The organism is Paenibacillus sp. TC-CSREp1 (assembly GCF_050171015.1).
Classification (GTDB): Bacteria; Bacillota; Bacilli; order Paenibacillales; family Paenibacillaceae; genus Paenibacillus; species Paenibacillus silvae.
This window is the reverse complement of sequence record NZ_JBNOKM010000012.1, coordinates 35,607-62,339: the sequence shown is the minus strand read 5'-3', so window position 1 is coordinate 62,339 and position 26,733 is coordinate 35,607. Positions and strand designations below refer to the sequence as shown.

Below are 26,733 nucleotides of genomic sequence, written 5' to 3'. Positions count from 1 at the left end.
AGGGAATAATTTGCCGAAATCAACCAAAGGTGCCTTCACGTTACCGGGAGAATCGGGTTATGAGGCGCTGACATTAGAGCTTGCTGAACGGTGGGGAGCCGATGTCATTCGCGATAGTGACGGGACGAAATTGTCGGAGGAGATTATTCAGGCCGGATACGGCATTTATTCGACGATCTGTATCATCCGTGATCATAATGAGTGGGCATCGAGGAATCCCGATAAGCTGCAGCAATGTTTTCTGATCACCCAGCCGAAGGTGGCGGTGCAGGATTACGTTTCCATCTATCTGATGGAAGATTTTTTTGCCGAACAGTTCAAAGTTAATGATTCCAGAGAAGCGTTGAAGTATTGGCAGGTGGTTGACCGTACGACAGGACAGGAAGTGCCAAGAAGCCAGTGGAATTACGAAAGGGAATCCGGGAACGTGGTCCTCACAGGAATTACGCCTTGGCATAAGTACACAGTGAGCTTTATGGTTTATCGTATCTGGGAAGAAATCTCGATGTACAATCACACTACGAACAACTGGCACAAGGAGCACCTGATGCAGATCGACCCGATCTATGCGGATACGCAGACCTATCTGCTGGATTGGATGGAAAAGTGGTGCCTTGCTCACCCGGAAACAACGGTGGTTAGGTTTACGTCTCTATTCTATAATTTTGCCTGGATATGGGGCAGTGATGAGCGGAACCGTCATCTGTTCTCGGACTGGGGCTCCTACGATTTCACGGTAAGTTCGAGAGGTCTGGACTTATTTGCCGAAAAATATGGCTATTCACTCACGGCAGAGGATTTTGTGAATGGTGGAAAGTACCAGGTCAGTCATATGCCTGCGGGACAGCGAAAGCTGGACTGGATGGCATTCATCAATGATTTTGTCATTGAGTTTGGCCGCAAACTGATTGATATCGTGCATCGGCATGGCAAGCTTGCTTACGTATTCTACGATGACAGCTGGGTAGGTATGGAGCCATATAATGAGCGCTTTGAGGAGTTTGGGTTTGACGGCATGATCAAATGTGTGTTCTCCGGGTATGAGGCCAGAATGTGCTCGGGCATCAACGTGGATACACATGAGATTCGTCTTCACCCTTATCTGTTCCCCGTCGGACTGGGTGGACTGCCGACCTTTAAGGAAGGGGGCAATCCAACGCTGGACGCCAAAAACTACTGGATTAACATTCGGCGCGCACTGCTGCGTGAGAAGATCGACCGGATTGGACTCGGAGGATATTTGCATCTGGTGGAGCCTTATCCAGACTTTGTAGACTACATCGAGAATGTGGCAGATGAATTCAGGGAGATCAAGGAGCTGCATCAGGCAGGCAAGCCGTTTCAGCTTCGGACACGGGTAGCGGTGCTCCATAGCTGGGGCCGATTGAGGTCGTGGACATTGTCGGGTCATTTTCACGAAACCTTCATGCATGATTTGATCCATGTGAACGAGGCGCTATCAGGGTTGCCGCTAGACGTCAGGTTTATTGATTTTGAAGATATTCGTCAAGGTGTGCTGAGCGAGGTCGATGTGGTCATTAATGCGGGCAGAGCGGGTTCAGCGTGGAGCGGCGGCGAGCACTGGCATGATACGACATGTGTGGAGCTGCTCACGCGTTGGGTGCACGAAGGCAGCACGTTCATCGGCATTAACCAGCCGTCAGCGGTGGAAGGTTATGATACTTTTTTCCGCATGGCTCATGTGCTTGGGGTGGATGAGGACACAGGAGCGCGCGTGGTGCATGGCAAATGGACTTATGATGTGCAGGATCGGTACCAGCTCATGCCAGAAGGTGTGTCTATGACAGGTAAACCGCAAGTCTATCTAACGGATGGAACGGCTGAAGTGGTGCAGGAAACGGGAGGAAACATTGCGCTGTCTATTCATGATTTTGGCAAAGGGAAAGGCATCTATTTGTCCTCGTTTGAATTCAGCTGGGCGAATGCCAGGCTGCTGCTGAATCTGATTCGTTTTGCCGGTAATGAACTGCAAAGCGCCCGGTATATTACGGATAATGTACTTACCGAATGTGCGTATTATCCCGAGAGCGGCAAGCTGGTTGTGATCAACAACAGTGACCAGGCGCAGACAACAACAATTGCCACCGAGTATGGAATGCAAACGTTGGAGATCGCTCCATATGATACAATTATCACCCAGATTGGAGCGCAGGCGACGGTTTAACATCAGGGAGCGAATACCCCATAGTAAGTAAAAGAGCCCAAAGGTTCGTAGCACATACGCTGCAAGCCTTTGAGCTTTTTGTTGCGCCTGCAACATTTTACGTTGAATGCCATACGTTGCCTGTGTGGACATACGGCCTGATGTGCTAGACTGATAGAAAGTATTTCAAAACTTGAAGCTATGTATAGCGCGAGTTGCTTTTAATTACTATGAGACTAAACGATTCATTTACACTTTAACGGAGAGGACAGAAAAAACCTGGAAAAGCGAAGCTAAAAGCTTTCTGAAAGAAAGCTGCATCGGAAGCATAGGCTACGCCTTTATCACCGGATTTTTCCCTTGAAAGAGGGAATCGAAAAAATCCGGGGATAACAGCGATTAGAAGGTTGTTCTGTCATCGGAGTGTCCGTGTAAACTTAATCCTTACAAAGGGAGCTGCTCACATGAATGTAAATGAGGTTATGCAGGAGCTTGAAGCTTTAGGCAAGGAACGCACGAAAAAAATCTATCTGTCCAACGGTGCGCATGAACCCTTGTTTGGTGTGGCGACAGGGGCGATGAAACCGATGGCAAAGCAGATCAAGAAAAATCAGCCGTTGGCTGAACAGCTGTATGCTACAGGCAATTATGATGCGATGTATTTTGCTGGTGTTATTGCCGATCCCAAAGCGATGAGCCCTGCCGATTTTGAGCGCTGGATGGATGCGGCATATTTCTACATGTTATCCGATTATGTAGTTGCTGTGACGCTGGCCGAGACGGATATAGCACAGGACGTTGCAGATACCTGGATTGCCAGTGGAGAGGAGCTGCGAATGTCCGGCGGGTGGAGCTGTTACTGCTGGCTTTTGGGCAGCCGCAAGGATGCCGAGTTTGAGGAAGATAAGCTGAGACAGATGCTTGCACTAGTGGAGCAGACCATTCACACCGCTCCCGAACGTGCAAAAATAGCCATGAATCTGTTTATCTACACCGTTGCCATATCTTATGTTTCGCTGCATGATCTGGCCGTAGAAACGGCGAAGAAGGTTGGACCTGTGCAAGTCGGTCAGGACAAGCCAAAAAGCAAGCTGATCAGTGCCTCCGATAATATTCAAAAGGCAATGGACCGCAATCAGCTTGGATTTAAACGCAAATATGTAAGATGTTAATCCGAAACGTGTATTCCATTATCACCATTGCTCGTTATAATGGTTTTAATGGACGACACGGGTGGGGGAGACAACAACGATCATGAAACCCAAATTAGCTTGTAAGCGTATTCAGGTGCTGGATGATTGGAGTCTTAGAACGAAGTTATACATATTGTTTATTTTTTGTGTGCTGATTCCTGTGCTGGCGACCAATGCCGTGTTCTATCAGAGCATCAAAGGCCAGATCGAAGCGAAGGAGCAGAGCAGAATCAACGAAATGCAGCAGCGGATTCGTTTTAATCTGCGGAACAGTCTGGACAACAGCCTGTACGTATCCAATTTTTTATACACGGATGCGACGCTGAATCGGTTTATGGAGTCCAAATACCGTAATCAGGAAGATTATTATTTTGCATATTATGATATGCTGAGCGGCAACAATCTGGTTCGGTACTATTACAGCTACCAGCAGGTGAACCAGGTGACCTTTTATGTAGACAATGATACCTTCGTGAACGGAGGCAACTTTATCAAGCTGAACGATGACATCAGGAAGAGTGAATGGTATCAGGCCCTGATGAACACGGACGACCAGATGATGATCTATTCGTATTTTGACAAGCAGCAGGCAGAGATGTCGCAAAGTCAAGGTGGACGGAAGGTAAGCATTATTCGCAAACTGAATTATTTCGGGAAGCAGCAGGTGGAGAAGGTGTTAAAGGTTGATCTCGATTATGCCTTCATCAATAAGTCTTTCAAAAACGAGGGAGCTGGCGGCAAAATCTATATCGTTTCGGATGATCGCATTATTTTCTCCAATGATGCACAGATGAATCAGGCGCGGAAGCCGTTTAACCTTATGTCCAGCATGGAGCTGGATGCTTCGCAATCCACGGAATCCATTCCTGTTGTATCGGAAAATTGGCAAATTATCGTTCGTGGAGAGAAACTTGATTTTCTAACGGAGATGATTGACTCCAGAGCAAATCTGCTGTTGCTTATTATCCTTAATTTGCTGGTGCCGACACTGCTGATCTGGCTGATTTCCAGATCGCTTGTTGACAGGGTAGGGCGAATTGCAAGGCATCTGGACCAGGTTAAACAGGAAAAATTCGAAGTAATCACAGAACCCGCCGGCAAGGATGAGATCGGCAGCTTGACCCACAGCTATAACATGATGGTGGTCAAAATCAGGAATCTGATCGAAATTGTATTTAAAGGACAGGTTGAACGGCAGGCGCTGGAGCTTTCGAAGAAACAGGCTGAATTAAAGGCGCTGCAGAGCCAGGTTAACCCACACTTTATGTTTAATACCCTTGAAACCATTCGTATGCGAAGTCTGATCAAGGATGAGCATGAAACGTCTGACATTATTCAGAAGCTGGCGTTGCTGTTGCGACAGACGATCAACTGGGGCAATGATCTGGTTACCGTTCAGGATGAGATTCGTTTTGTCGAGAGTTATCTGGTTATTCAGCAGTATCGCTTTGGCGAGAAGCTGCAGTTCGTGATCCATGCTGCCGATGAGGACATTCTGGAGATGAGAATTCCGAAGCTGACGGTATTAACTTTTGTGGAAAATGCTTGCATACATGGCATCGAGGGCGGCTCAAGTGATGGTGTGGTAGAAGTAAGCTTCCAGAAGCAGCAAGAGCAGCTGCACATTGTTATACGTGATACGGGGGTTGGAATGGATGAAGACAAGCTGTCTATGCTGCGTGATATGATGCTTGATCCAAGTCTGGAGCGGCTCAGCGAGCTTAGCAGCATCGGGGTGATGAATGCTTTTATACGGCTTCGAATGTACTTTGATGAACGTGTTCAGGTGCACATTGTCAGTGAAAGGTACAAGGGAACCACGATTCGGATTGAAATTCCTCTTGTACAAGCATCTCAGGGATAAGGAGCGAGGATATGATCAACGTGCTGATTGTGGACGATGAGCCATTTATTCGCCAAGGACTACTTTTGCTGATGGATTGGAATGCAATGGGATTTCAGATTTGCGGGGAAGCTTCAAATGGCTTACAGGCGCTCGAATGTATTCGGGCTGTGAAGCCTGATCTCGTTATATCCGATATTAAGATGCCTGAAATGGACGGGATGCAGCTTGCCAAAATTATATATGAGCAGTATGGCGGCGAGATAAAAATGGTGCTGCTCAGCGGATTCTATGAATTTGAGTATGCCAAACAAGCGATCAAGTATCAGGTGAACGATTATATTCTCAAACCGATTGTCAAGGACGAACTGCAGCAAGTGCTGGAGACCTTCCGAGATTTCTTTCGGGAGAGAACAGAAGAAAAGCGGCATCAGGAAAAGCAGGAACAGATCGTTCTTGCTCAGCATGTGCAATCGATCTTGCTTGGAACGGCGGATGAGGATACGTTTGATCACGTGCAAAGCCTTTACGGGACAGCTACCAGATATCGATGTTTGATGATTGAAACAGAGTCGGAGCAGGAACAGCAGCAGACAGAAGGGTGTCTGCATGTGGAAGCTGCTCTCAACCACAAGTATGCGGGGTATGTCCTGAAGTCCTTTACAGGCGAGAAAAACAGGGTGCTCCATATTGTAACCGATCTGCTGCTGAAGCAGGAGGCAGTATCACTCGAACAATACGTCACGCGGCTGTATACCGAATTGAGCCGCATACAAAGTGCAGCGATTGCCATTTATGCAGGCAGGGAAGTTAACAAGCTGGAGGAGCTGCATGAGTCCTATTACTCCTGTGGTAAAATTAAAAGCTTGCGTTTCTTTAGCGCATACGGTCCAATCTATTATTTTGAGCATATGGATACAGGTGTATTTAACAATCAGCCCGCCGGACGGGAAAAACAGCTTTTTGACGGACTCATTCGGGCTATAGAGGAGCATCGCACCGAGGATATACGTGGTCATGCACAGGCTGTTTTTCAATTTTTTCTGGAGAAGCGCATTGAGCCAGGCATCGTAGGTATCCATCTGCATTATCTGGCGTATACTCTGCTTGGACTGGTTAACAGAGACGACAGCGATCTGAGTCTGGACGGGGAATGGATGCAATCGACGTTTCTGCAGGAGAACTATGCCATGCTGTCGATGGAAGAGAATATCGAGAATCTGTGTGAGTTCTCATACAAATGTGCGGAGAAGCTGAAGGAGCGGCAGAAATGGAATGCAATGGGTGTGCTGGCCCGGGTTGAGGCGTACATTCATGAGCACTATATGGATAATATCAGCCTGAAGCTGCTTGGGGAGCAGTTTTATATGAACAGTGCGTATCTTGGACAGATTTTCAAAAAACATTACGGCGTCAGCTTCAGTGATTATCTGAATCAGATTCGAATTGAAGAGGCCACCCGGCTGCTGCGCAGAACGGATTACAGGGTGTATGAGATTGCAGTGATGGTGGGATATCGGGATTCGGATTATTTTATTAACCGTTTTGAGAAAATCAGGGGAGAGACACCAGCTCAATATCGAAAAAGGGCACACATGATGCATACTTCGGATTAATCATCCTGTCCCCCTTGAGAGGGGAGCAGGATTTTTTGCATATCTGGAATTATTGGGATGAGGTCTATAATTTGTCCCGTTGAGCGGCACAGGTAACAATGATAATTTTAAGTCAGCCTTTGGAAAGCGCTTTCCAAAGAGCGGTTCTCAACATACTTGGCTGGAGGGGTCATGATGAAAAAGGATGTCAGAAAAAGATTCAGGCAGTTCGTTTTACTGACGTTGATGCTGACGGTAGTGCTGGCTGGATGTACGCCAGGCGCATCAAAAACGGATGAGAAGACCGCAGACGGCAAGGAACTGAAGCAATTTTCCGCATTTTTTGCCGTACCTGGCAAGATTGCACCTGACGATAATCGTGTGATGAAGGCCATTGAGGAAAAGACGGGTGTAAGAGTAACGATGGATTGGCTTACAGGACAGACGGCCAAAGAACGAATCGGGGTCATGATTGCAGGTGGAGAGTATCCGGACTTTATTGATGGCAGTGATGGTACACAGCAGCTGGTGTCTGCCGGTGCGCTTGTACCACTGGAAGACTACATCGACAAATATCCAAATATCAAAAACTATCTCGGTGACGATTGGAAAAAGATGAAAAATTCAACCGACGGTCACATCTACTTCATTCCGCAATTCGGCAACGTGCAGGGTGATTCCATGAAGGTGTCCCATGATGGGGAAGCATTCTGGATTCAAAAAGCGGTGCTGGAGTGGGCGAATTACCCAACGATCAAAACGCTGGATCAATATTTCGATCTGATCGAAAAGTACAAAGCAGCCAATCCAACGATTAACGGTCAGCCAACGATTGGCTTTGAGATTATCTCCTACGACTGGCGTTACTTCGCGCTGGAGAACCCACCACTGTTCCTGGCTGGTTATCCGAACGAAGGGGCCGCTATTATCGACAAGGCTACTTTAACAGCGAAAAACTATAATACGATTCCGGAAGCGAAGGCTTATTTTAAAAAGATCAATGAGGTTTACAACAAAGGACTCGTAGACAACGAAACGTTCACAGCCAACTACGATCAGTACATTTCCAAAATTTCAACAGGACGTGTACTGGGCATGGTCGATCAGGGATGGCAGTTCCTTGACGCAGAGGCTTCCCTTGTCAAACAAAAGCTGTATGAAAGAACGTACGTGCCGCTGTCCATTACATTGTCCGAGGATGTGAAGGGGCGTTATCAGCATAAGCCAATCCTGAATGTTAACGGCGGACTGGCGATCACGAAGAGCTGTGAAGATGTTGAAGGAGCACTGCAATACATTAACGACCTGCTTGATCCTGAGATTGAGGTTCTCAGAACGTGGGGACAGAAAGATGTCGATTATCAGGTGGATGACAAAGGTGTATTTTCCCGTAATGAGGAGCAGCGTGCCAATGCCAAAGATCCGGACTGGGTGCTTGCGAACACAGGAAGCCCGCTGGTGTACTTCCCGCATCATGAAGGTATGACAGCAGACGGCAAAAATGCAATGGACCCGAAAGAACAGCCGGAAGAGTACCTTGCAACCTTGAATGATATCGACAAAAAAGTGCTCAAGGCTTACGGATACACCAAATTTACCGATTTCCTGGAGCCGGCAGAGGACAACGAGCCTTGGTTCCCGATCTATACGTACAACTTCGAGCCAAACAAACCAGAGACAATTGCCAGACAGAAGATGGATGATGTAAAACGGAAATGGCTGCCAAAAGTAATCATGACATCTCCGGCCGAGTTCGATAAGACATGGGAAGAATATCAATCGACGCTGAAAGAGAGCGCGGATATTAAAGCTTATGAGGATGCGCTGACCGAAGAGGTTCGCAGACGTGTGGAGCTGTGGGGTTAAGGACTGACAGACGCTACAGGTAGCATGACAAGCAATACGTCCAGTTATGTGACAAGCATTATGAAGTCATACGACAAGAAATTCGGCAAGGAATACGACAAGAGAAATGATAAGTAATACGACGAGCAGGATACGCAAGTTGTGAGCAAGTCAGAGGCTATGGGGCATCCCTATAGCCTTTCTTATTCAACACATAGACGTGGGTTTATTGGACTGGAATGGATTCGAATCATCCGGGTTGGATGATATAGATAAAACTTGTAATCAAGGAGAGAGAACGTATGGCCAAAAAGGAGCTGCAGCCCTCGTTAAATACCAGCCATATTCCTTCAGGGAAAAGCTGGATCGGATATAACTTGTCCAGAATGAAAAGTCAGCGTCAATTGATGTGGATGTCCTTCCCCTTCATTGCGTTTATTGCTATTTTTGCCTACGGGCCTTTATGGGGCTGGCTGATGGCTTTCCAGAATTACAGACCAGGCTTGGGCCTGATGGAGCAGGAGTGGGTAGGGCTGGATCATTTCCGTACCTTGTTTACGGATCCTACCTTTTTACGTGTCATTCGCAACACACTGGCGATGAGTCTCATCAGTCTGTTTCTCGGGTTTGTCGGTTCGATTGGGCTGGCGCTATTGCTCAACGAACTGCGGATGGTTTTATTTAAACGTGTTGTGCAGACGGTGTCCTATCTTCCCCACTTTCTGTCGTGGATTATCGTAACAGGTATCGTTGCGAATGTACTATCAACGGAAAACGGGATTGTAAATGTGCTGATGACCAAGCTGGGGCTTATCGACACGCCGATCAATTTTTTTGCCGAACCGAAATATTTCTGGGGCATCGTGGGTCTGTCCAGCATGTGGAAGGAGATTGGATGGGGCACGATTATTTATCTCGCTTCGATGGCTTCCATTAATCCGAGTCTGTACGAGGCGGCTTCCATTGATGGAGCGGGTCGCTTCCGCAAAATGTGGAATGTCACCCTTCCGAGCATCAAACCAACCATCATTATCCTGCTGATTATCAACGTGGGTAACGTGCTGAATGCAGGCTTTGAGATCCAATATTTGCTGGGGAACGGACTGGTGCAGGATGTATCCGAGACCATTGATATATTCGTGCTGAAATACGGAATTAATCTTGGAAACTACTCCCTTGCTACCGCAGCCGGGATTTTCAAAAGTGTAGTCAGTCTGGTGCTCATCTTTATCGCCAACGGGATTGCCAAATCTCTCGGTGAAGAGCGGTTGATATGATGAGAGGGGAAGCGCTATGAACCGAATTAGTGGAAAACGAAGCCTGGGTGACTCTATTTTCTCGATTACCAATGGTATATTTATGTTGCTTGTTATGGTTGTTACGTTATATCCTTTTTTAAACACCATTGCCGTATCTTTCAATAACGGTCTGGATACGATTCGCGGGGGAATCTATCTCTGGCCGAGGGAGTGGACGCTGCAAAATTATGTGTCCGTGTTCCAGAATCCTCATCTGACCCAAGCGGCATTTATCTCGGTTGCGAGAACCGTCGTCGGAACGGTGGTGCAGCTCTTCTGTACCGCTATGCTGGCTTATGTACTGAGCCGCAAGGAATACATGTTTAACAAGCTTGTTACAACACTCTTTGTGATTACGATGTATTTCAGCGGCGGCTTGATCCCCGGGTACATGCTGATCAAACAGGTTGGACTCCTGAACAGCTTCTGGGTATACATTATTCCGGGCCTGATCGGTGTATTTAACATGATTGTCATTCGTACCTATATTCAGGGATTGTCGGAAGGACTGATTGAATCGGCCAAGATGGACGGAGCCGGAGATTTCCGCATCTTCATGCGTATTGTGCTTCCGCTGTCCAAGCCGGTGCTGGCTACAGTTGCTTTATTTATAGCTGTGGGTCAATGGAACTCATGGTTTGACTCCATGCTCTATACGGCAGGCAATCGCAACCTGACAACACTGCAATATGAGTTAATGAAGCTGTTATCCTCGTCAACGTCACAAGGGGGAACCGTCAATGTGGATCAATATAAAAATGTGACAAACATGGTTACCCCTGTATCCATTCGGGCAGCGATTACTATTGTGACGGCAATGCCCATCGTTTTGCTGTATCCGTTCTTGCAAAAATACTTTGTCACTGGACTCACCATTGGAGGGGTAAAAGAATGAACAATGCAAATCAAGGCGAGCTATGTACGTTTAACAATCCAATCATGCCAGGATTCTATCCTGATCCGTCCGTATGCCGGGTGGGGGATGATTTTTATCTGGTCACTTCTACGTTTGCGTATTTTCCGGGCGTGCCGATCTTTCACAGCCGCGATCTGGTTCACTGGAAGCAGATCGGCAATGTACTGGACCGAGCTTCGCAGCTCAATCTGAAGGGAGCAGGGCATTCGCAAGGGATTTTTGCCCCGACGCTTCGGTATCATGATGGGCTTTTCTACATGATCACCACCAATGTGTCCCATGGCGGAAATTTCGTAGTGACCGCTACAGACCCGGCGGGGCCATGGTCCGATCCTTATTTCATTGAAGGAGCGGAAGGTATCGATCCAACGATTTTCTTCGATGAAGATGGTAAAGCGTATTATCTGGGGACACGGCCTTGCTCCGAGGGTGTTCGTTATAACGGAAACTGGGAAGTGTGGCTGCGGGAGCTTGATCTGGGCAGCATGAGGCTGGTGGGTGACAGCTATGTGCTGTGGCGCGGGGCGATGGTGGATGTAATCTGGCCGGAAGGTCCGCATTTATACAAAATCGGAGATTATTACTACCTGATGATTGCAGAAGGCGGCACAGGTCTGAACCATGCGGTCACAATTGCACGCAGCAGCAGTTTAACCGGGGGGTATGTCGGCAATCCGAATAACCCGATTATTACGCATCGTCATATGGGCAAGCACTATCCGGTAATCAATGTTGGACATGCTGACCTGGTGCAGGCGCCTAATGAACAATGGTTTATGGTGATGCTGGCCTCCAGACCGTACGGTGGAGATTTCAGCAACCTTGGCCGCGAGACCTTCATTGCTTCGGTGGAATGGGAGGATGGCTGGCCAGTTGTCAATCGGGGGCTTGGCAAGCTGGAGGATAGGGGCGTGCTTCAACTGCCTGCTGCGCCTGTGGCACCGGATTTGCGCTGTGAACATTTTGACCATGATCGTCTGGGCTTGCAGTGGATGTTCCTGCGTAATCCGCAGGAGGACCTGTATTCCTTGACGGAACGCAAAGGATACCTGCGCTTGAAGCTGAAACCGCAAACATTGAAGGAACTTGAAAGCTCCAGCTTTGTCTGTGTGCGGCAAAGACATATGGATTACGTGGCAGCAGCGGCCATGGAATTTGTACCGCAGCATGAGTATGAAACAGCCGGTCTGGTCGTTATTCAGAACGACCAGTATCATGTGCGTATAGAGCGGGCGATCGAAGAAGGGCATCAGGTACTGCGAGTCATGACCTGGCTTGGCGGTGTGGAATCACAAGCTGGACGCGTTGTGCTGGATGGGGAGACTCCGCGAGTCTACCTCAAGATGGCTGCGCTTGGGCAGCAGCTCAGCTTCTATTACAGCACAGATGGACGCGAATACCATCTGGTTGCAGGACAAGTGGATACAACCAGCTTGAGCACGGAAGTGGCTGGCGGTTTTGTCGGGTGTTGTATCGGTATGTTCAGCAGCAGCAACGGTCAGTCCTCCGATCAGGTCGCTGATTTCGACTGGTTCGAGTATGGTTCATACTAGCATAAATAGCTGATGTTGTAGTTAATAGAAAAAAAAGCAGGTAAGCTTAATACATTAGTAGCTTACCTGCTTTTTTTAAATTCAAATAAAGAACCAAGTATTCAAATAAATCCCTGCGACAATGGATTATAATAATTTTAATAACATGACACCTGACATAATGGAAAGTATGGATAAGATTTTTCTCTTATCGTTTGATTCTCCAAATAGAACAATGCCAAGTAAAGTTGTACAAACAATCGTTAAACCTGCCCAAATAGCGAAGACAATACTGATTTCAAGTTTTTTTGTGGCTAATGAAACAAAATATATGCTGGAAATAAACAGAATAAATGCGCCTATTGTTGGCAGCTTTATTTTAAATCCTTTCGACATTTTCACGCACATATGCCCTGAGACACCTAAAATAACGCTTAAAATTAATAAGATATACTCCACTATATCAGCTCCTTCTTTTTAGGCTTTACATTGATTGCAATTGAACCACCGATAATTAACGCAATACCTAACAACTTTAATGCTGATACGGATTCGTTGAAAAATAAAATTCCCATTAGGGTAACTAAGGCTGTACCTGTTCCAGCGAAAACTGCGTTCACAATACCTACTTCTCGATTGGCAGTTAATAAAATATATATCGCGATGGATGAAGAGTAAAAGAAAATGGCTAAAAGTGTTGGGATTAGCACTGTAAATCCATTGGTAAGATTCAAAAATACCACGCCGATCACTTCGAATAAAATGGAAATGAGAAGTATAATATAATATGTCATCGATGGAACCTCATTTCTAAAGGAGTGTATATATTGAGTTTTAGAACAATTGAATATTTCATTGCAGTAGCAGAACATGGCTCACTCAGTCGTGCTGCACACCATCTCCACATAACCCAGCCAGCTCTAAGTAAACAGATTCAACTTTTTGAGAAAGAGCTTGGCTATAGACTCTTTATTCGCTCTCATCAAGGGATGTCACTCACAGATCATGGAAGGAATCTTTTCGAGGACATTCATCCAATTGTGCATACTTTAAGGAACAAGATGAATGAGCATCGTAAAATTGAAAAAATTCGCTTTGGTGTTTCTCCTTTTTTAGCAACGTATTATCTTCCAGAATTAGAAGGAGAAATTCCTATTGAACTTACGATAACTAAGGAAGAATGTTTTGAATTTATTACAATGCTTGAATCAGGAAAAATTGACGCGGCAATTGTACAAGACTATCCAAACCACACAGGGCTTTTCTCGAAATTTCTCTATGAAGAAGAATTTCAAATTGTGGTCCCCAAAGGACATCCTTTAACAAAAAGCAAAGCGGTTACTCTACAGGATTGTTTAAAATATCCACAAGTGTTGCCACCAAAAGAAAGCCGTCTCTATAACAATATTGAATCATTTATTGAAGAGAAGGAGATCCGTCCTAAGAAAGTAATTTCTGTTCCCTATACAATCATTATTGACTACGTTATAAAGGGCTATGGTATCACTTATCTTCCTTCTTTAATGATTAAAGATCATTATTACGAGCATTTACAATTTGTCAGATTTAAGGATGCTGCATTGATTAGAAAATTGTATCTTTTTTCATATAGTCAGCACATTCTTGATATGGTTTGGCACCAATTACATCACCATTCAATAAACAAAGTATAGTAGGGAAATCGGATATGCAAAATTGTTTAATTTTCATATGGGTATAACTTCAGGTTATACCATTTATATATCCAGTACCCCATGGCGGAAATTTAATGGGGCTGTAGTCTGGTCCTTATTTTATTGAATGAGGGGAAGGTATTGATCCAACGATTTTCTTCAATAAAGATGGTAAAGCGTATTATCTGGGGACACGGCCTTGCTCCTGAATTAATGGAGAAAGGCCGTTTCATTATGTCTGTAACATTAAAGTTTTCAGGGGAAGGTTATCAACCTGGATGCTTGGGACGAGGAATTCTCCTGCGAAGAATTATCTAATGCTTTAACTTAAACATCAGCACATGTATTGACCCTGTTTAAATCCAGTATTTCATTCACATGATGTGTTTCGAATTGGTCAAGCAGAGCATCCAAGCCATACTCCAGCTTATGCTCAAGCTCTTCCAGATAGATGGGCAGGATCGCATAAAAGTGCACAGTTTGTCTGTCCTCCATATCCAGCGTCAGAAAATCTTCATGCACCTCAAGCGGAGGCAGCACGATAAAGGCACACATGTCTGTGTTGCCGGAGAGCGGTAGCGCGGGATCACCATTCGGTACAGTATGCCCCCAGCTCAGCCAGGTATCGTAGTCATGCGGCAGACGAGCCATCGTTTTCAACCAGCGTATTGGCCAGTAGTTTTCCGAATTCTCCAGTTCCTCCTGCAACAAAGGCCAATCTGGCGGCAAACAGATCATCAGCTCTGCATACTCGTATTCCTGTGCATCTTCAGGTGTGTTCATAGGCAAAGCACTCATACCGGTTGTATACAACGTATAATAATTGCGTTCCGGCGTAGGACGGACCATATGAACATCGATGTGCACCTTGTCTGACACCAGTTCATGGAATACCGATTCGGCTTCACCGAGATATTTGTCAGCGTGTTGTTCTATCCGTTTCAGCCATTCTTCTTCTACATAAGAAGTAGATTGCCACTCACGTTCATGCTGCTTATGACGAAGAATAGGAACGCCAGCGGGCGAAAACTCTGATGAGTTGCTCATGCTTACCTCTCCCTTGCACAAAATGGTATATTTGCCTTTTCATCATATCATATCGGGCACAGAAGCAGCGGGAGGCTTTGGTCGGATGTTATAGGCATTTTCAGCAGCAGTAACAGTCATTCTTCCGTTTAGTTTGCTGATTACGACTGATTCGAGATTGTTTCGTATTCAGGTGCTGTAGTATTAATGATATTGATTATTTTGCGCTGGGCATCTCGTGCCTCAGGGATAGGATATAAAACGAATACATGGTTCATTTTGGGATAAACATACGTATGATGCTCAATCCTTTGATCTGTAAGCAGCTTGTCCAGTTTCATATTGTCAGGAAACAAACCTTCATGCGTACCAATAAAGATACTGATCTTGCCCAAACCATTAAAGTTGCCATAGATGGGGCTGATTAATGGATCATGCAGCGGTTTATCGGCTGCCCAGATTCGGCGAATGACATCGTAGCCTTCTACAGCCAGCATCGGGTCGCGAGTTTCATAATCAAAGATCACCGGGTTGTCCAGCACCATATCTACACAAGGCGATAACAGAATGATATCTTTAGGCTGAGGCAGATCATGCATGTTTACATAATGGGCCAAGCCAAGAGAGATGTTGCCGCCAGCGGAATCACCCATAATGGTTATCTGTGCCGGATGGTCTACGGAACCCAGAATGTCGCGATATAGTTGAAGCAGTTTGGGATACGTATGCTGGTAATTATAATGTGGCACTTTCGGATAGATTGGAGCAATCACTTTGGCATGCAGAGCCTGCGCCATACGGTCCATGAACTTCCAGTGCAGAGATAATGGCTGATGTGTATGAGCTCCTCCATGGATATATAGAATGACCTTTTGTGCGCGGGAGTGCTGGTCATTTAGTGTAAATACTTGAATGTCCTCATAAATATGCTCTGTTAAAGGGGAGGCCAGTTTTACTTTTCCCATCTGATAAGGTTTGGTATTTTCCATGCCCATATGCTCCAGGTGTTTCCGGGTAAGTTCTCTTGTAGACAGATTTTTTTTGGTATTTAATGTTGCGATATATTTCTCAAATATGTAGCTCGTAACAGAGCGTTTTTTGTTATGAATATAAAGGCTCATGTCTGTTTCACGTTCCTTCCTGATGAAATTAGAATATATTAGATGCAGGGATTAAATAAAGTATAAAGCTTGAAGTACACTTCAAGGTCAACCCTGTTTGTGATGACGATCCTCTTGAATGAACAGAGGGGCTTGTTCAGTCTGGAGTGAAGCTGGAGCACGGGATATGTTATGATATGGACAGCGTGATAGAGCGATTGAAGGAGCAAAGGGTATGAATCAGAGCGTACAGCAGTTCAAAGCTGATTTTTTCAAGGCACTGGCACATCCGATGCGTATCCGCATTCTGGAGCTGCTGAGTGAAGGGGATAAAAACGTTAATGAGCTGCAGAGCATTCTCGGATCGGAAGGTTCGGCTGTCTCTCAGCAGCTGGCCGTGCTGCGCAGTAAAAATGTGGTTCAAGGCATGAAGGAGGGCACAACAGTCACTTACTCCTTGCGTGATCCGCTGATTAAAGACCTGCTGGTGGTTGCCAAACAAATTTTTGACAATCATCTGGTCGATGCCATATCAATGCTGGAGGATATGCGCAAAGACAGCTGACACGGAAAACAAGAGCAACTGCTGGCCTGGACCGGAGTCTCTTGTTTTTTTGTTTGATTAAAGGAAAGCCGTATGATGTGAAATGCGTGATATTTTCGGTTGACAGAGCATATATCAGGGAGTAGTGTTCAATATATATTCAAATATTCAAATATATGAAGAAAAGAAGGTTATGAAAAATGAAAGGCATCGGAAGATATGCGGGTTATCGAATAGCCGATCTTCGCAAGGATCTAATATCGGGGCTGATTGTAGGGATTATAGCCATTCCGCTTGGCATGGCTTTTGCTATTGCCTCTGGTGTGAAGCCGGAATATGGATTGTATACCACCATTATTGCAGGTATTTTAATTTCACTGCTGGGCGGTTCCAAATTTCAGATTGGCGGTCCGACAGGGGCGTTTATTCCCATCCTTTTTGCCATTGTGATGCAGTATGGTTATGAGAATTTGCTTATTGCCGGTATGATGGCCGGGCTGATGCTTATTGTTATGGGTGTGTTCCGGCTGGGAGCCCTGATCAAATTTATTCCGAGACCCGTGACCATTGGATTTACAGCGGGCATCGCTGTTCTGATCTTTAGCGGTCAGATTGTTAACGTGCTGGGGCTTACCGGGGTTACGAAGCATGAGGACTTTTACTCCAATATGAAAGAGATCGGAATTCACATCGGTACAATGAATATATACAGTTTGCTGACAGCGGGGGTGTGCCTGGCTGTTCTTCTGCTTGTGCCGAAATTTGCGCCCAAAGTGCCTGCTTCGCTGCTTGGTCTGATCTTGTCTACAGTCGTCGCGGCCATCTTCTTTAAAGGTCAGGTCGCTACGATTGGTTCGTCCTTTGGTATGATTCCCGGTACATTGCCCGGGTTCCACCTGCCAGAGATCACATGGGAGCGAATTATCAATCTGCTGCAGCCTGCTTTTGTCATTGCGATGCTTGGCGGAATTGAATCCCTGTTATCCGCAGTGGTTGCTGATGGTATGACAGGCAGCCGTCATAACAGCAACCGGGAGTTAATTGGTCAGGGGGTAGCCAACCTTGTTACCCCGCTGTTTGGTGGTATTCCCGCCACGGGAGCGATTGCACGTACAGCAACAAATATTAAATCCGGCGCGGTATCTCCTTTGTCAGGTGTAATTCACGGGTTGGTTGTACTGCTTGTCCTGATTCTGTTCGCCCCGTATGCTTCCCATATTCCGTTAGCGAGTATGGCACCTGTACTTATGCTGGTGGCATGGAATATGAGTGAACGGAAATCCTTCGCCCATGTACTGCGAACCAGAACAGGTGATTCACTCGTGCTGCTTCTGACCTTCCTGCTTACTGTATTTACAAGCCTCACGACAGCGGTTGAGATTGGTTTGATTATGGCCGTCATTCTGTTTGTCAAACGTATGAGCGAGATGCTGAAGGTGGCCAAGGTGCTGCCTGATCCCGATCACAAACATGAGAAGGTGATGGCTCACATGGTACAGGAAGGGCATGATTGTCCACAGATCAGTCTGTACACGATTGAAGGCCCGTTATTTTTTGGTGCGGCGGATATGTTTGAAAAATCGGTGATGGATTCGCTCTCAGAGCGTCCGGGCATGCTGCTGCTGCGTATGGGAAAGGTTCCGTTTATGGATACGACAGGCGAGGCGAATCTGGCGAGTTTGATCAAGCATTTTGAACGATCAGGCGGTATTGTACTGCTATCAGGCATTCAAGAGCAGCCGCTTGAAATGCTCAAACGCACAGGTTTGCTGGAGCGGATTAATCCAGCTCATCGATTCGAGCATACCGGGGAAGCAATCAATTATGCGTTACAGCATCTGAATCAAGATAAATGCAAGGGCTGCAAGCATTTTGCATTTCGGGAATGTGCGGCCTTGTCGAGCGCAGGCACGGAGCCGAATCAGCAGCCAAAGTGGAAACATGTTGCTGCTAAAGCAAGCTCATAATTAATGTTCCAATATATTCCTGTATGGTATATATTCAGTGTATTACACATGAATCATACAGGAAGGGGCTTAACGATGTTTAATCAACCGACTGCTGTGCGTTCAGTATTGAGTCCAGCCTACCTGAGGTGGGCATTACAGGGACACTATGATATTGGAACATGGGAAGAATGTACATTTTGGCTAAGAGGATTAAATGACACTTATCGGGTTCGGACGAGTGAAGGAACGTTTATGTTACGTATCTATCGCATCCAGGTGACGGAAGCGGATGTTCGTTATGAGCTGGATGTGCTGACTGAGCTGCAGGAAGGCCTGAAGACGAGCACATATACGGGAATTGGTGAATATATCCGTGCAAAAGATCAGAGTGGCTGCATCATGATTGACGCAGCTGAAGGCAAACGTGCGGCGGTTATGTTCCATTACATTGAGGGTGTGGAAAAAAATCTGGAGGACGAGGCTTCCTGTTATGCCTTTGGCCAATCTGCTGCTGAATTACACCGGGCGATGGACCAGATCAAGCCTGGTTCCGGGCGGGATCATTCCCGTTTTGAGCTGGATACGAAGTTTCTCATCGATGAGCCTTTGGAGCGGATTATTCGCTACATCGGAGAAAGCCATGAAGAAGCAGCTTTTTTACGAGCATTTGCAAATACGTTAAAAGACCAAATTCAGACCGCCTCGGGTAGTGGGCTTGATTACGGTTTATGTCATGGCGATATGCATGGAAACAACAATGTGTTTCAACAACAGAAGCGCTTCATTCATTATGACTTCGAGTGGGCAGCGCCGGGCTGGCGCGCATATGATCTGGCCCAGGTGAAAATTCGCAAGCGTCAATCCGGTGATGCAGAGCAGAAGCAGCGGCTGTGGGAAGCGCTCATGAAAGGGTATCGCTCCGTTCGGAGCTTCACAGACGCAGATGAGCAGGCGGTTGATTTGTTTATCATCGCTCGCCGCTTCTGGGTTATGGGGCTGGATGTCGCCTTTATCGAGAGTGATATGGGAGCACTGGATTATGGTGTCGATTGGTTGAATGACTTCGTCGAGGAGTTTCGGGAGACGAGGATTGTGAAATAACGAGTTTAAAAATGGTAAAGAACGAGTACGCAAACCTTATTCTGCGTACTCGTTTTGGTATATAACAGCTTTACAGAGCCATGCTTCGGTTGTTATCGCAGGCGGTCAGTTGGATGACTGGGAAGCCGTAGAAGCTGCTGAGGCTGCAATGGCCGCGGTCATGGCGGCTTGCTGCGCAATGATCATGTGTGTAATCGTTGTTGACATCGATGTTGTAAGCACATCCTTGCGCAGATGCTCCACATGTTCAAGTATAGTCAGAGCAGACGAGAAGAGTAGCAGCTCCTGTTTGGTGATGGACCACGCCCCGAACCCCTTCTGCTCTCGCAACCATTGATATGTATTCACTACATCATCTGCCAGCGCTTCTGGATCAGCAGATAATAGCGACAAAAGTCCAAGAGAAGGCAAGGTGTACAGTTTATCCATCCGAAGCTTTCTTGCGCGGAAGGCATCACTCAAGGCTATTACACGCGCACTGACCTCAGAGTAATCCTCTCCCATAACCAGGATCTGTGTTAAGGATTGCAGGGCGTTTCCGGCGGAGAAGCATGGTTTTAAGTCCTGATACAGCTGCTCCATACGTGTCACTGTAAAATCCAGCTCCAGTTCGGATAAGGCTAACATGGCTGTGAAAATGTAATCATCGCGTCCAGTCAGGAAGGGATGCTCCGCTTTCATCCGGTCGTAGAACGATTTGGCCCGTTCCACCACAAATTGGAATTGCTCTGGTTCAGCCTGAGTAGCAATCTGATAAGCGGCTATCACTAAATAATCAGAAGTGCGAAACTTTATTCCTTTCATGAGATCATAAACATGAAAAGTATCCTGCAGCTTGGCAGGTCCATCGCTAGTCAGAGAAAGCATGGCCGCGATGACAAAGGCAGAGTGACCTCGAAATGCGGAGAATCGTTTGGTTTCCTGTTTGATTAACTCATTGCTTTGGCGAATCGCTTCCACATCTGCGGTTCTATTCTCCGCAGCGTAGAGAAGAGCAGCCATGCGATGCATCGCAGTATGCTGCCATTTGAATGCTTTCTTGATCATCGCCGTGTTGGAAACGAATAATTCAACTTGTTCGATGTGCATAAGGCAAACCTCCCATTAAATCTCTAAGGGCATTGAATATCAATACGTCACTCCAGTTGGAAAGTTTCCAGTAAGGCGACCGAATTTCTCTTCCTCACATTCCATATTGTATTTCCGGCGTACATCTCGTACAATTTGGTGAAGCAATTCTGCATTGCGTTAATGTGAATGAAATTGAAACGGGTTGGAGACAGTAAGCTGTATTTCAGAAAAGGGGAGAATCACTTGGAATCAAAAGAATTATCACGCGGGTTAAAGCCTCGTCACGTTGAGCTGATTGCACTTGGCGGTACGATCGGTGTCGGGTTGTTCATGGGATCGGCAAGCACGATCAAATGGGCAGGTCCATCCGTATTGCTGGCCTATTTAATGGCCGGTATCATTATCTTTTTTATTATGCGTATTATGGGGGAAATGTTGATTCAGGAGCCGGTCACGGGTTCATTTGCGACGTTTGCCCACAAATATATCAGCCCGCTTGCCGGGTTCCTCACGGCCTGGAGTTACTGGTTTCTATGGGTTACGGTAGGCATGGCCGAAGTCACGGCAATCGGGATATACGTTGGGTACTGGTTCCCGGATATTCCCCAGTGGCTACCGGCGCTTGCGGGGGTGCTGATCATTGCAGCCGCGAATCTGGCAGCGGTAAAGTTTTACGGGGAATTCGAGTTCTGGTTTGCTTTGATTAAGGTAACGGCCATTGTGGTGATGATTGTGATCGGTACGGGTCTGATCTTCTTCGGATGGGGCAACGGAGGACAGCCGATCGGCTTGTCCAATCTTGTAAATCACGGGGGCTTTTTCCCTGGAGGAATTAAAGGTTTCCTGTTCGCATTATGTATTGTGACCGCGGCGTATCAAGGGGTTGAGATGGTCGGGATCACAGCAGGTGAAGCGGAAAACCCGAAACACACCCTGCGCAAAGCGATTAAAAACATCGTATGGCGTATTCTCATTTTCTATGTTGGCGCGATTTTTGTCATTGTTACGCTGTATCCATGGAACGAGGTCGGTGAGACCGGAAGTCCATTCGTGCTTACGTTTGCCAAAGTGGGGATTGTTGCTGCCGCAGGCATTATTAACTTCGTCGTACTGACAGCGGCGATGTCGGGGTGCAACAGCGGAATCTACAGTGCGGGCAGAATGTTATATACCCTTGCGGAGAATGGGCAGGCACCTGCCTTTTTCAAAAAACTTTCCAAAGGCGGGGTTCCCCGCAACAGTATTGTTGTAACCATCTCGCTGCTTCTGATCGGGGTTATTCTTAACTATCTGATGCCGGATTCGAAGCTGTTCCTGTATATTTACAGTGCAAGTGTGCTGCCGGGGATGGTGCCCTGGTTTGCACTGGCGTTCAGCCAGTTCAAATTCAGAAAGCGCTGGGGAAAGGGGCTGGCGGAGCACAATTTCAGATCCAAATGGTTCCCGATCAGCAACTATATTATTATTGTGTACCTTGTTCTGGTTATTTTCGGTATGGCCTTTAACCCGGACACACGCCTGCCGCTGATTGTCGGTGCATCGTTCATGGCTCTTGTAGTTGTTGGTTATTATATATTTGGCATCGGAAGCCGGCAATCGAAGGGGAATGACCCCAACTAATAATGACGGGCCAAGTCACAGCATGAGAAGGTAACACCTTAACAAGACCGTTTGCTAATATAATAAAAGCCGCCTGTACTGCGGCCAAGATACACTCCTGGAATCGTATTGAAGGACCTGTCCAAAGTCCAATGCGTTCCTGGAGTGTTTTTTTGTGCAGTTTAAATCACGGGCATCTCGGTTACAAAGGAAAGAGAGAACCTTTACACAGATGAACAGATGAAATGCATAACACATAACAAGAATCGAGGAGGAATTGAATATGGCAAAACAGGACCAGCACACCATTCAAGATCCAACGACACAATATCCAAAGGCCACTTCAGCATGGAAACAACAGCAGGAGGAGCCAGGATTGCAGCGTAAGATGACGCCAGTACCCGATTGCGGTGAAAAAAGTTATCAAGGCAGCGGCCGACTAACTGGCCGTAAAGCCGTAGTGACCGGGGCAGATAGCGGCATCGGCCGGGCGGCGGCAATTGCCTTTGCACGTGAAGGGGCCGATGTGGTGCTCTCCTACCTGCCGGAAGAGGAAGCAGATGCGAAAGAGGTTGTGCAGCTGATCGAGGAAGCTGGCCGCAAAGCAGTTGCTGTTCCGGGTGATCTGAAGGACGAGAAATACTGTGAGCAGCTGATTGAAACTGCGGTAAAAGAGCTGGGCGGCATCGACATTCTCGCTAACGTTGCAGGCAAACAGCAGTTTGTGGAGCAGATCGCTGACCTGACCACAGAGCAATTTGATGCCACGTTCAAAACCAATGTGTATTCCATGTTCTGGCTCTGCAAGGCAGCGGTGAAACATATGAAGGCAGGCGGTTCGATTATCAATACATCGTCGATTCAAGCGTATAAGCCATCCCCGATTCTGCTGGATTATGCCACGACCAAGGCTTCGATCAATACCTTCAGCAAAGCGCTCGCACAGCAGGTGGGCAGCAAAGGCATTCGGGTGAATGTTGTTGCGCCGGGACCCGTCTGGACCCCTTTGCAGGTTGTTGGTGGACAGCCTGTGGAGAAGCTGGCTGATTTCGGCAGCAACACTCCACTGGGCCGGGCAGGACAGCCTGCCGAGATGGCTCCGGCATATGTATTTCTGGCAAGTCAGGAATCCAGCTATGTGAGCGGGGAGACCCTGAATGCCAATGGAGGCACGGTTAGTCCATAAGGATTCATTCACGGGATGATGGATGGGATTGGCTGTTGGCAGCCCCTCAACTTTTCGGCTTGTTACGTGATATTTTTATTGTAAAAAAAGGGACAAAGCAGTTGTTGCGCTGCTTTGTCCCTTTTGCATGTCCCGAGCTATGCTCCAGACATTATGATGTTTATGAAGATTGAGTGTGCTCTTTATTTCTGCTCTGACTTTGTTTCCAATAATACATAGCTTCCCAAGGTAGCAAGCTGCGCGTTATCCAGCAGGGCTTCATTCACCGCAGTCAATGCTTCACCTGCTGCTGTCATCAATTCATCGGAGTCAACCGGTGAGGCAAAACGAAGAATGACAGAGGTCTCGCCTTTTTTCAGATGTGTCTCGGCTTTGTTCTTGTACTCGCTAATGGAATCGACTTCAAGGTCGTTCTGTACATAATAATCGTTGGCATCACTATCACCCTTGAACTGATCCAGCTCGGAATCGAGCCAGTAGTCCTTGTCTGCTACCGTTTTTTGACTGACAGCTGTCTCATCATTGGCATTGTACAGGAAATAAGGAATGCCGGAGTTCGTCAGGTTATTGGTTGCATCCACATGTAACCACTCGTTTCCGATTTTCACCTTGTTCCATGCATGCGGTACACCGCTGGAGGTTCCCGTAACGACGATGCTTTCCAGCCCGGACAGGTCCGAGAGCAGCTTGTATACCGAAGCATAACTTGCACACACACCTACACCCTTGACGAGAATGCCGTATGTTGTGAAGGAATCGTTGAACTGTGCATCCACGTTTTTAAAGTTGTTTTGCTCTGCGTTTTTCAGAGCAGCGTCATCGTATTTTGCATTGTCGTTCAAATAATCGTAGATAGCTTTGCGTTTCTCATCATCGCTCATGCCTTGTTTGATGATTGAAGCAACAACCTCTTTGCCTTTGGCAATAATCTCATTCTGTTTACGCTGAATATCGGCAGCCGACTCTTTGTAATGGATGGACAGGGTGAGTGTGCCATAGTTGTACTCGAATCCTTCTACGCCAAGAATGAGCGGATTCTGGTACATCACCTTCAAAACAACATCCGAGAGTGTGGTGAAATTCTGTGCTTCAGGGAAAGCCTTTAGTGAGATGCTGTCCTGAGCGGCAATCATATTTTTAGCTAAAACTTCTTCCAGGGCTGAATCTGCGTTAATGAATGCATCCCCTGTAGCCGGTTCAGGCACAGTCTCCTGATTCCCCTGCTCCACCTGCTGCTCGGTATTGGATTTTTGCTCATCTATTAGGTTCTCCTCGACAGCTGGCTCTGGAGCAGCTGTTTCATTCGAAGGATCACTTGTAGAATCGCTAGTCGTTACTGCATCGGTTGCTTCTTCGTTGGTACCGTCTGTAGCCTCTGTTGTGGCATTCGCTGAAGTGTCGGTATTTTCTTCATTTTCTTCTACTGTTTTTGCTGGTGGTATGTCATTATTGATAATCGTTGGTACATCTGGTGCAGGCACATATGGTGTGTCGTTTTTGGGTTCAACGAATCCGTTGCTGGAATCGGCCACACGCTGCTGTGCAAGTTTATCCAGATCCTCCTGGGTCACATTCTCTACACGGACGTAACTTTTAAGTGCTGTTCCTTTGACATGGAAAGGAATGGCGGTTTCATTGTACGGTGAAATTTCAACATTCGCCGTATCATAGACAAGCGTTTCACGGGCCAGGGAGCCGTCATTGTACTCCACCGTGATTTTTTGAGGTAGCTCGTTCACGTCTTTTAATTTGTTTAAATAGAGTTGCTCTTTCGTAGCAGATGGTAATTGGGCTGCTAGTGGGGCAGTAGCTACTCCATTACTGAAATTTGATTCTTTGCCGTTCCCGATTGCGGTAACGTAGTATTCTCCTTTAAGTCCGAGATTTTGATGCGATGTAATGATATCATCATAAAATCCCAGTCCGCCACGCCCATCCTTCATAAAATCATTAAAGGTCGTTTCGGTTGTCGTTGTGATAAATAGTGGAGTGCTGTCATCATAAGCGCGCTCTGCCCCTGCAAGAGGGAGATTAGTATTATCAAAAATATTACCTCGAAAATCTAAACGGTGATATATCTTGTAACCGGTCGCACCCTCAACCTTATCCCAGACCAGCTTGAACCGTCTGTCTTTGTCAATCTCATATCTCAGTTTAGGCACCGGAAGCTCCGATTTTACAGTAAAAGGGATAATGATAGGCTCGTCAAGCAAAGTGGGATTCTCTGCATCCGGATCATAGTTCAGACGAATATAATAGATCGGAGCGCCGCCCCAACTGCTGTTTCCTTTTGTGCGCATGGAATCGGAACTTAGAACCCCCCAGCCCATAGGTCTTACTGAAACACTATTATCCTTGTAATCTATCAACCACCGTACTCTACTGGCTTTAAGGCCTTTAATGTCGGTATGTACTGAAATGATTTCATTGGAGTAATAATCTATCTTGTTCAGATCACCTTTAAACTTAAACGTAAATTCTTCATCCTGTTCCACATTGTACATCGGCATGATTGCTTTTTCGGAAGCTGTGCCATACTTTTCTTTCAGACTTAAAATGCTGGAGCCCTGCTTCGGTTCCGTCGGATTGCTGTCGGGATTACTGCTCTCCTGCTCACTGCTCTGGCATCCGGCCAGCAGCAATGTTAGTGCAAACATTATTGCTAATAATCGTTTCATGGTACACCACTTTCTATTTTTCTGGTTAAAACTCGTTGTCAATCCTCTTACCCCTTAAACCTCCTATTAATTTCCTGATATTCATTGCTAGTGTATGGTCATACAGGCTTATTGTCAAGGAAATAGAAGGGTGTAAAGACCTATAACTATATAAGTTGAACTATTCATTTACACGTGAACGGAGAGGACAGAAAAAACCTGAAAAAGCGGAGCTAAAAGCTTTCTGAAAGAAAGCTACATCGAAAGCATAAGCTTCGCCTTTATCACCTGATTTTCCCCTTTAGAAAAAGAAATAGAAAAAATCTGGGGATAACAGCTACTCTCCAGGTTATTCTGTCATCGGAGTGGATAGTGTAAAATCTTTAGTTCAACTTATCCTAGGTAGAAAGGATCAACGTTCTCATGTTAAACCTATGCTAA

The 26,733-nt window shown here is 46.4% G+C and carries 20 protein-coding genes; 14 read left to right on the top strand and 6 right to left on the bottom strand.

Annotated elements, in window-relative coordinates; all coding sequences use genetic code 11:
- Nucleotides 1-10 precede the first annotated feature (10 nt).
- The 8 genes from gnpA to ACQSGY_RS19030 all read left to right on the top strand — a co-directional run bounded on the left by gnpA (nucleotide 11) and on the right by ACQSGY_RS19030 (nucleotide 12,407).
- Nucleotides 11-2,185, top strand: a complete 2,175-nt coding sequence (gnpA, locus tag ACQSGY_RS19065; RefSeq protein WP_427179888.1) for a 1,3-beta-galactosyl-N-acetylhexosamine phosphorylase — start codon at nucleotides 11-13, stop codon at nucleotides 2,183-2,185.
- 443 nt (nucleotides 2,186-2,628) lie between these two features.
- Complete coding sequence (locus ACQSGY_RS19060; protein WP_427179886.1) at nucleotides 2,629-3,336, top strand: DNA alkylation repair protein; 708 nt, start codon at nucleotides 2,629-2,631, stop codon at nucleotides 3,334-3,336.
- 82 nt (nucleotides 3,337-3,418) lie between these two features.
- Nucleotides 3,419-5,221 carry a histidine kinase gene (locus ACQSGY_RS19055; RefSeq protein ID WP_427179885.1) on the top strand — a complete coding sequence of 601 codons (1,803 nt, stop codon included), beginning with the start codon at nucleotides 3,419-3,421 and terminating at the stop codon, nucleotides 5,219-5,221.
- An 11-nt stretch (nucleotides 5,222-5,232) separates the two neighbouring features.
- Nucleotides 5,233-6,816: a response regulator transcription factor gene (locus ACQSGY_RS19050; protein ID WP_427179883.1), complete on the top strand. Its 1,584-nt coding sequence runs from the start codon at nucleotides 5,233-5,235 to the stop codon at nucleotides 6,814-6,816.
- A gap of 171 nt (nucleotides 6,817-6,987) precedes the next feature.
- Nucleotides 6,988-8,661, top strand: coding sequence for an extracellular solute-binding protein (locus ACQSGY_RS19045; protein ID WP_427179881.1), 1,674 nt, complete (start codon nucleotides 6,988-6,990; stop codon nucleotides 8,659-8,661).
- A gap of 281 nt (nucleotides 8,662-8,942) precedes the next feature.
- Nucleotides 8,943-9,917: an ABC transporter permease gene (locus tag ACQSGY_RS19040; protein WP_188594476.1), complete on the top strand. Its 975-nt coding sequence runs from the start codon at nucleotides 8,943-8,945 to the stop codon at nucleotides 9,915-9,917.
- Nucleotides 9,918-9,933: 16 nt separating this feature from the next.
- On the top strand, nucleotides 9,934-10,833 hold the full coding sequence (locus tag ACQSGY_RS19035; protein WP_111269743.1) for a carbohydrate ABC transporter permease: 900 nt from the start codon (nucleotides 9,934-9,936) through the stop codon (nucleotides 10,831-10,833).
- Nucleotides 10,830-12,407: a glycoside hydrolase family 43 protein gene (locus ACQSGY_RS19030; protein ID WP_427179878.1), complete on the top strand. Its 1,578-nt coding sequence runs from the start codon at nucleotides 10,830-10,832 to the stop codon at nucleotides 12,405-12,407. The genes ACQSGY_RS19035 and ACQSGY_RS19030 overlap by 4 nt, the downstream gene beginning before the upstream one ends.
- Nucleotides 12,408-12,533: 126 nt before the next feature.
- On the opposite strand, the gene ACQSGY_RS19025 is transcribed toward ACQSGY_RS19030, so the two are convergent.
- Nucleotides 12,534-12,845, bottom strand: a complete 312-nt coding sequence (locus ACQSGY_RS19025) for a DMT family transporter (RefSeq protein ID WP_427179877.1) — start codon at nucleotides 12,843-12,845, stop codon at nucleotides 12,534-12,536.
- Complete coding sequence (locus ACQSGY_RS19020; RefSeq protein ID WP_427179875.1) at nucleotides 12,845-13,180, bottom strand: DMT family transporter; 336 nt, start codon at nucleotides 13,178-13,180, stop codon at nucleotides 12,845-12,847. The genes ACQSGY_RS19025 and ACQSGY_RS19020 overlap by 1 nt, the downstream gene beginning before the upstream one ends.
- 33 nt (nucleotides 13,181-13,213) lie before the next feature.
- Between ACQSGY_RS19020 and ACQSGY_RS19015 the strand changes: the two genes are divergently transcribed.
- Nucleotides 13,214-14,059, top strand: a complete 846-nt coding sequence (locus ACQSGY_RS19015) for a LysR family transcriptional regulator (RefSeq protein ID WP_427179873.1) — start codon at nucleotides 13,214-13,216, stop codon at nucleotides 14,057-14,059.
- Nucleotides 14,060-14,386: 327 nt separating this feature from the next.
- On the opposite strand, the gene ACQSGY_RS19010 is transcribed toward ACQSGY_RS19015, so the two are convergent.
- Both ACQSGY_RS19010 and ACQSGY_RS19005 read right to left on the bottom strand, forming a co-directional pair.
- Nucleotides 14,387-15,106 (bottom strand): suppressor of fused domain protein, encoded by a 720-nt coding sequence (locus tag ACQSGY_RS19010; RefSeq protein WP_427179871.1) that lies wholly within the window; start codon nucleotides 15,104-15,106, stop codon nucleotides 14,387-14,389.
- Between the two features lie 140 nt (nucleotides 15,107-15,246).
- Nucleotides 15,247-16,206: an alpha/beta hydrolase fold domain-containing protein gene (locus tag ACQSGY_RS19005; protein ID WP_427179869.1), complete on the bottom strand. Its 960-nt coding sequence runs from the start codon at nucleotides 16,204-16,206 to the stop codon at nucleotides 15,247-15,249.
- Between the two features lie 214 nt (nucleotides 16,207-16,420).
- Between ACQSGY_RS19005 and ACQSGY_RS19000 the strand changes: the two genes are divergently transcribed.
- The 3 genes from ACQSGY_RS19000 (at nucleotide 16,421) to ACQSGY_RS18990 (ending at nucleotide 19,779) form a co-directional block, all read left to right on the top strand.
- The gene (locus ACQSGY_RS19000; RefSeq protein ID WP_427179868.1) at nucleotides 16,421-16,750 is read left to right on the top strand and encodes an ArsR/SmtB family transcription factor; all 330 of its coding nucleotides are present in this window, start codon (nucleotides 16,421-16,423) and stop codon (nucleotides 16,748-16,750) included.
- A 179-nt stretch (nucleotides 16,751-16,929) separates the two neighbouring features.
- Nucleotides 16,930-18,696, top strand: coding sequence for a SulP family inorganic anion transporter (locus ACQSGY_RS18995; protein ID WP_427179866.1), 1,767 nt, complete (start codon nucleotides 16,930-16,932; stop codon nucleotides 18,694-18,696).
- Between the two features lie 75 nt (nucleotides 18,697-18,771).
- Nucleotides 18,772-19,779 (top strand): phosphotransferase, encoded by a 1,008-nt coding sequence (locus ACQSGY_RS18990; protein WP_427179864.1) that lies wholly within the window; start codon nucleotides 18,772-18,774, stop codon nucleotides 19,777-19,779.
- A gap of 105 nt (nucleotides 19,780-19,884) precedes the next feature.
- On the opposite strand, the gene ACQSGY_RS18985 is transcribed toward ACQSGY_RS18990, so the two are convergent.
- Nucleotides 19,885-20,868: a DUF4003 family protein gene (locus tag ACQSGY_RS18985; RefSeq protein WP_427179863.1), complete on the bottom strand. Its 984-nt coding sequence runs from the start codon at nucleotides 20,866-20,868 to the stop codon at nucleotides 19,885-19,887.
- A 225-nt stretch (nucleotides 20,869-21,093) separates the two neighbouring features.
- Between ACQSGY_RS18985 and ACQSGY_RS18980 the strand changes: the two genes are divergently transcribed.
- Nucleotides 21,094-22,470, top strand: a complete 1,377-nt coding sequence (locus tag ACQSGY_RS18980; protein ID WP_427180135.1) for an amino acid permease — start codon at nucleotides 21,094-21,096, stop codon at nucleotides 22,468-22,470.
- Nucleotides 22,471-22,732: 262 nt separating this feature from the next.
- Nucleotides 22,733-23,635, top strand: a complete 903-nt coding sequence (locus ACQSGY_RS18975; RefSeq protein ID WP_427179861.1) for an SDR family oxidoreductase — start codon at nucleotides 22,733-22,735, stop codon at nucleotides 23,633-23,635.
- 182 nt (nucleotides 23,636-23,817) lie between these two features.
- Here ACQSGY_RS18975 and ACQSGY_RS18970 read toward each other — a convergent pair whose 3' ends face one another.
- The gene (locus tag ACQSGY_RS18970; protein WP_427179859.1) at nucleotides 23,818-26,313 is read right to left on the bottom strand and encodes a transglutaminase domain-containing protein; all 2,496 of its coding nucleotides are present in this window, start codon (nucleotides 26,311-26,313) and stop codon (nucleotides 23,818-23,820) included.
- Nucleotides 26,314-26,733: the final 420 nt, after the last annotated feature.

Coding starts and splice junctions, on each gene's coding strand:
- ACQSGY_RS19060 (WP_427179886.1), top strand. CDS start 2,629: ATGAATGTAAATGAGGTTATGCAGGAGCTTGAAGCTTTAGGCAAGGAA.
- ACQSGY_RS19055 (WP_427179885.1), top strand. CDS start 3,419: ATGAAACCCAAATTAGCTTGTAAGCGTATTCAGGTGCTGGATGATTGG.
- ACQSGY_RS19050 (WP_427179883.1), top strand. CDS start 5,233: ATGATCAACGTGCTGATTGTGGACGATGAGCCATTTATTCGCCAAGGA.
- ACQSGY_RS19045 (WP_427179881.1), top strand. CDS start 6,988: ATGATGAAAAAGGATGTCAGAAAAAGATTCAGGCAGTTCGTTTTACTG.
- ACQSGY_RS19040 (WP_188594476.1), top strand. CDS start 8,943: ATGGCCAAAAAGGAGCTGCAGCCCTCGTTAAATACCAGCCATATTCCT.
- ACQSGY_RS19035 (WP_111269743.1), top strand. CDS start 9,934: ATGAACCGAATTAGTGGAAAACGAAGCCTGGGTGACTCTATTTTCTCG.
- ACQSGY_RS19030 (WP_427179878.1), top strand. CDS start 10,830: ATGAACAATGCAAATCAAGGCGAGCTATGTACGTTTAACAATCCAATC.
- ACQSGY_RS19020 (WP_427179875.1), bottom strand. CDS start 13,180: ATGACATATTATATTATACTTCTCATTTCCATTTTATTCGAAGTGATC.
- ACQSGY_RS19010 (WP_427179871.1), bottom strand. CDS start 15,106: ATGAGCAACTCATCAGAGTTTTCGCCCGCTGGCGTTCCTATTCTTCGT.
- ACQSGY_RS19005 (WP_427179869.1), bottom strand. CDS start 16,206: ATGAGCCTTTATATTCATAACAAAAAACGCTCTGTTACGAGCTACATA.
- ACQSGY_RS19000 (WP_427179868.1), top strand. CDS start 16,421: ATGAATCAGAGCGTACAGCAGTTCAAAGCTGATTTTTTCAAGGCACTG.
- ACQSGY_RS18995 (WP_427179866.1), top strand. CDS start 16,930: ATGAAAGGCATCGGAAGATATGCGGGTTATCGAATAGCCGATCTTCGC.
- ACQSGY_RS18990 (WP_427179864.1), top strand. CDS start 18,772: ATGTTTAATCAACCGACTGCTGTGCGTTCAGTATTGAGTCCAGCCTAC.
- ACQSGY_RS18985 (WP_427179863.1), bottom strand. CDS start 20,868: ATGCACATCGAACAAGTTGAATTATTCGTTTCCAACACGGCGATGATC.
- ACQSGY_RS18975 (WP_427179861.1), top strand. CDS start 22,733: ATGGCAAAACAGGACCAGCACACCATTCAAGATCCAACGACACAATAT.
- ACQSGY_RS18970 (WP_427179859.1), bottom strand. CDS start 26,313: ATGAAACGATTATTAGCAATAATGTTTGCACTAACATTGCTGCTGGCC.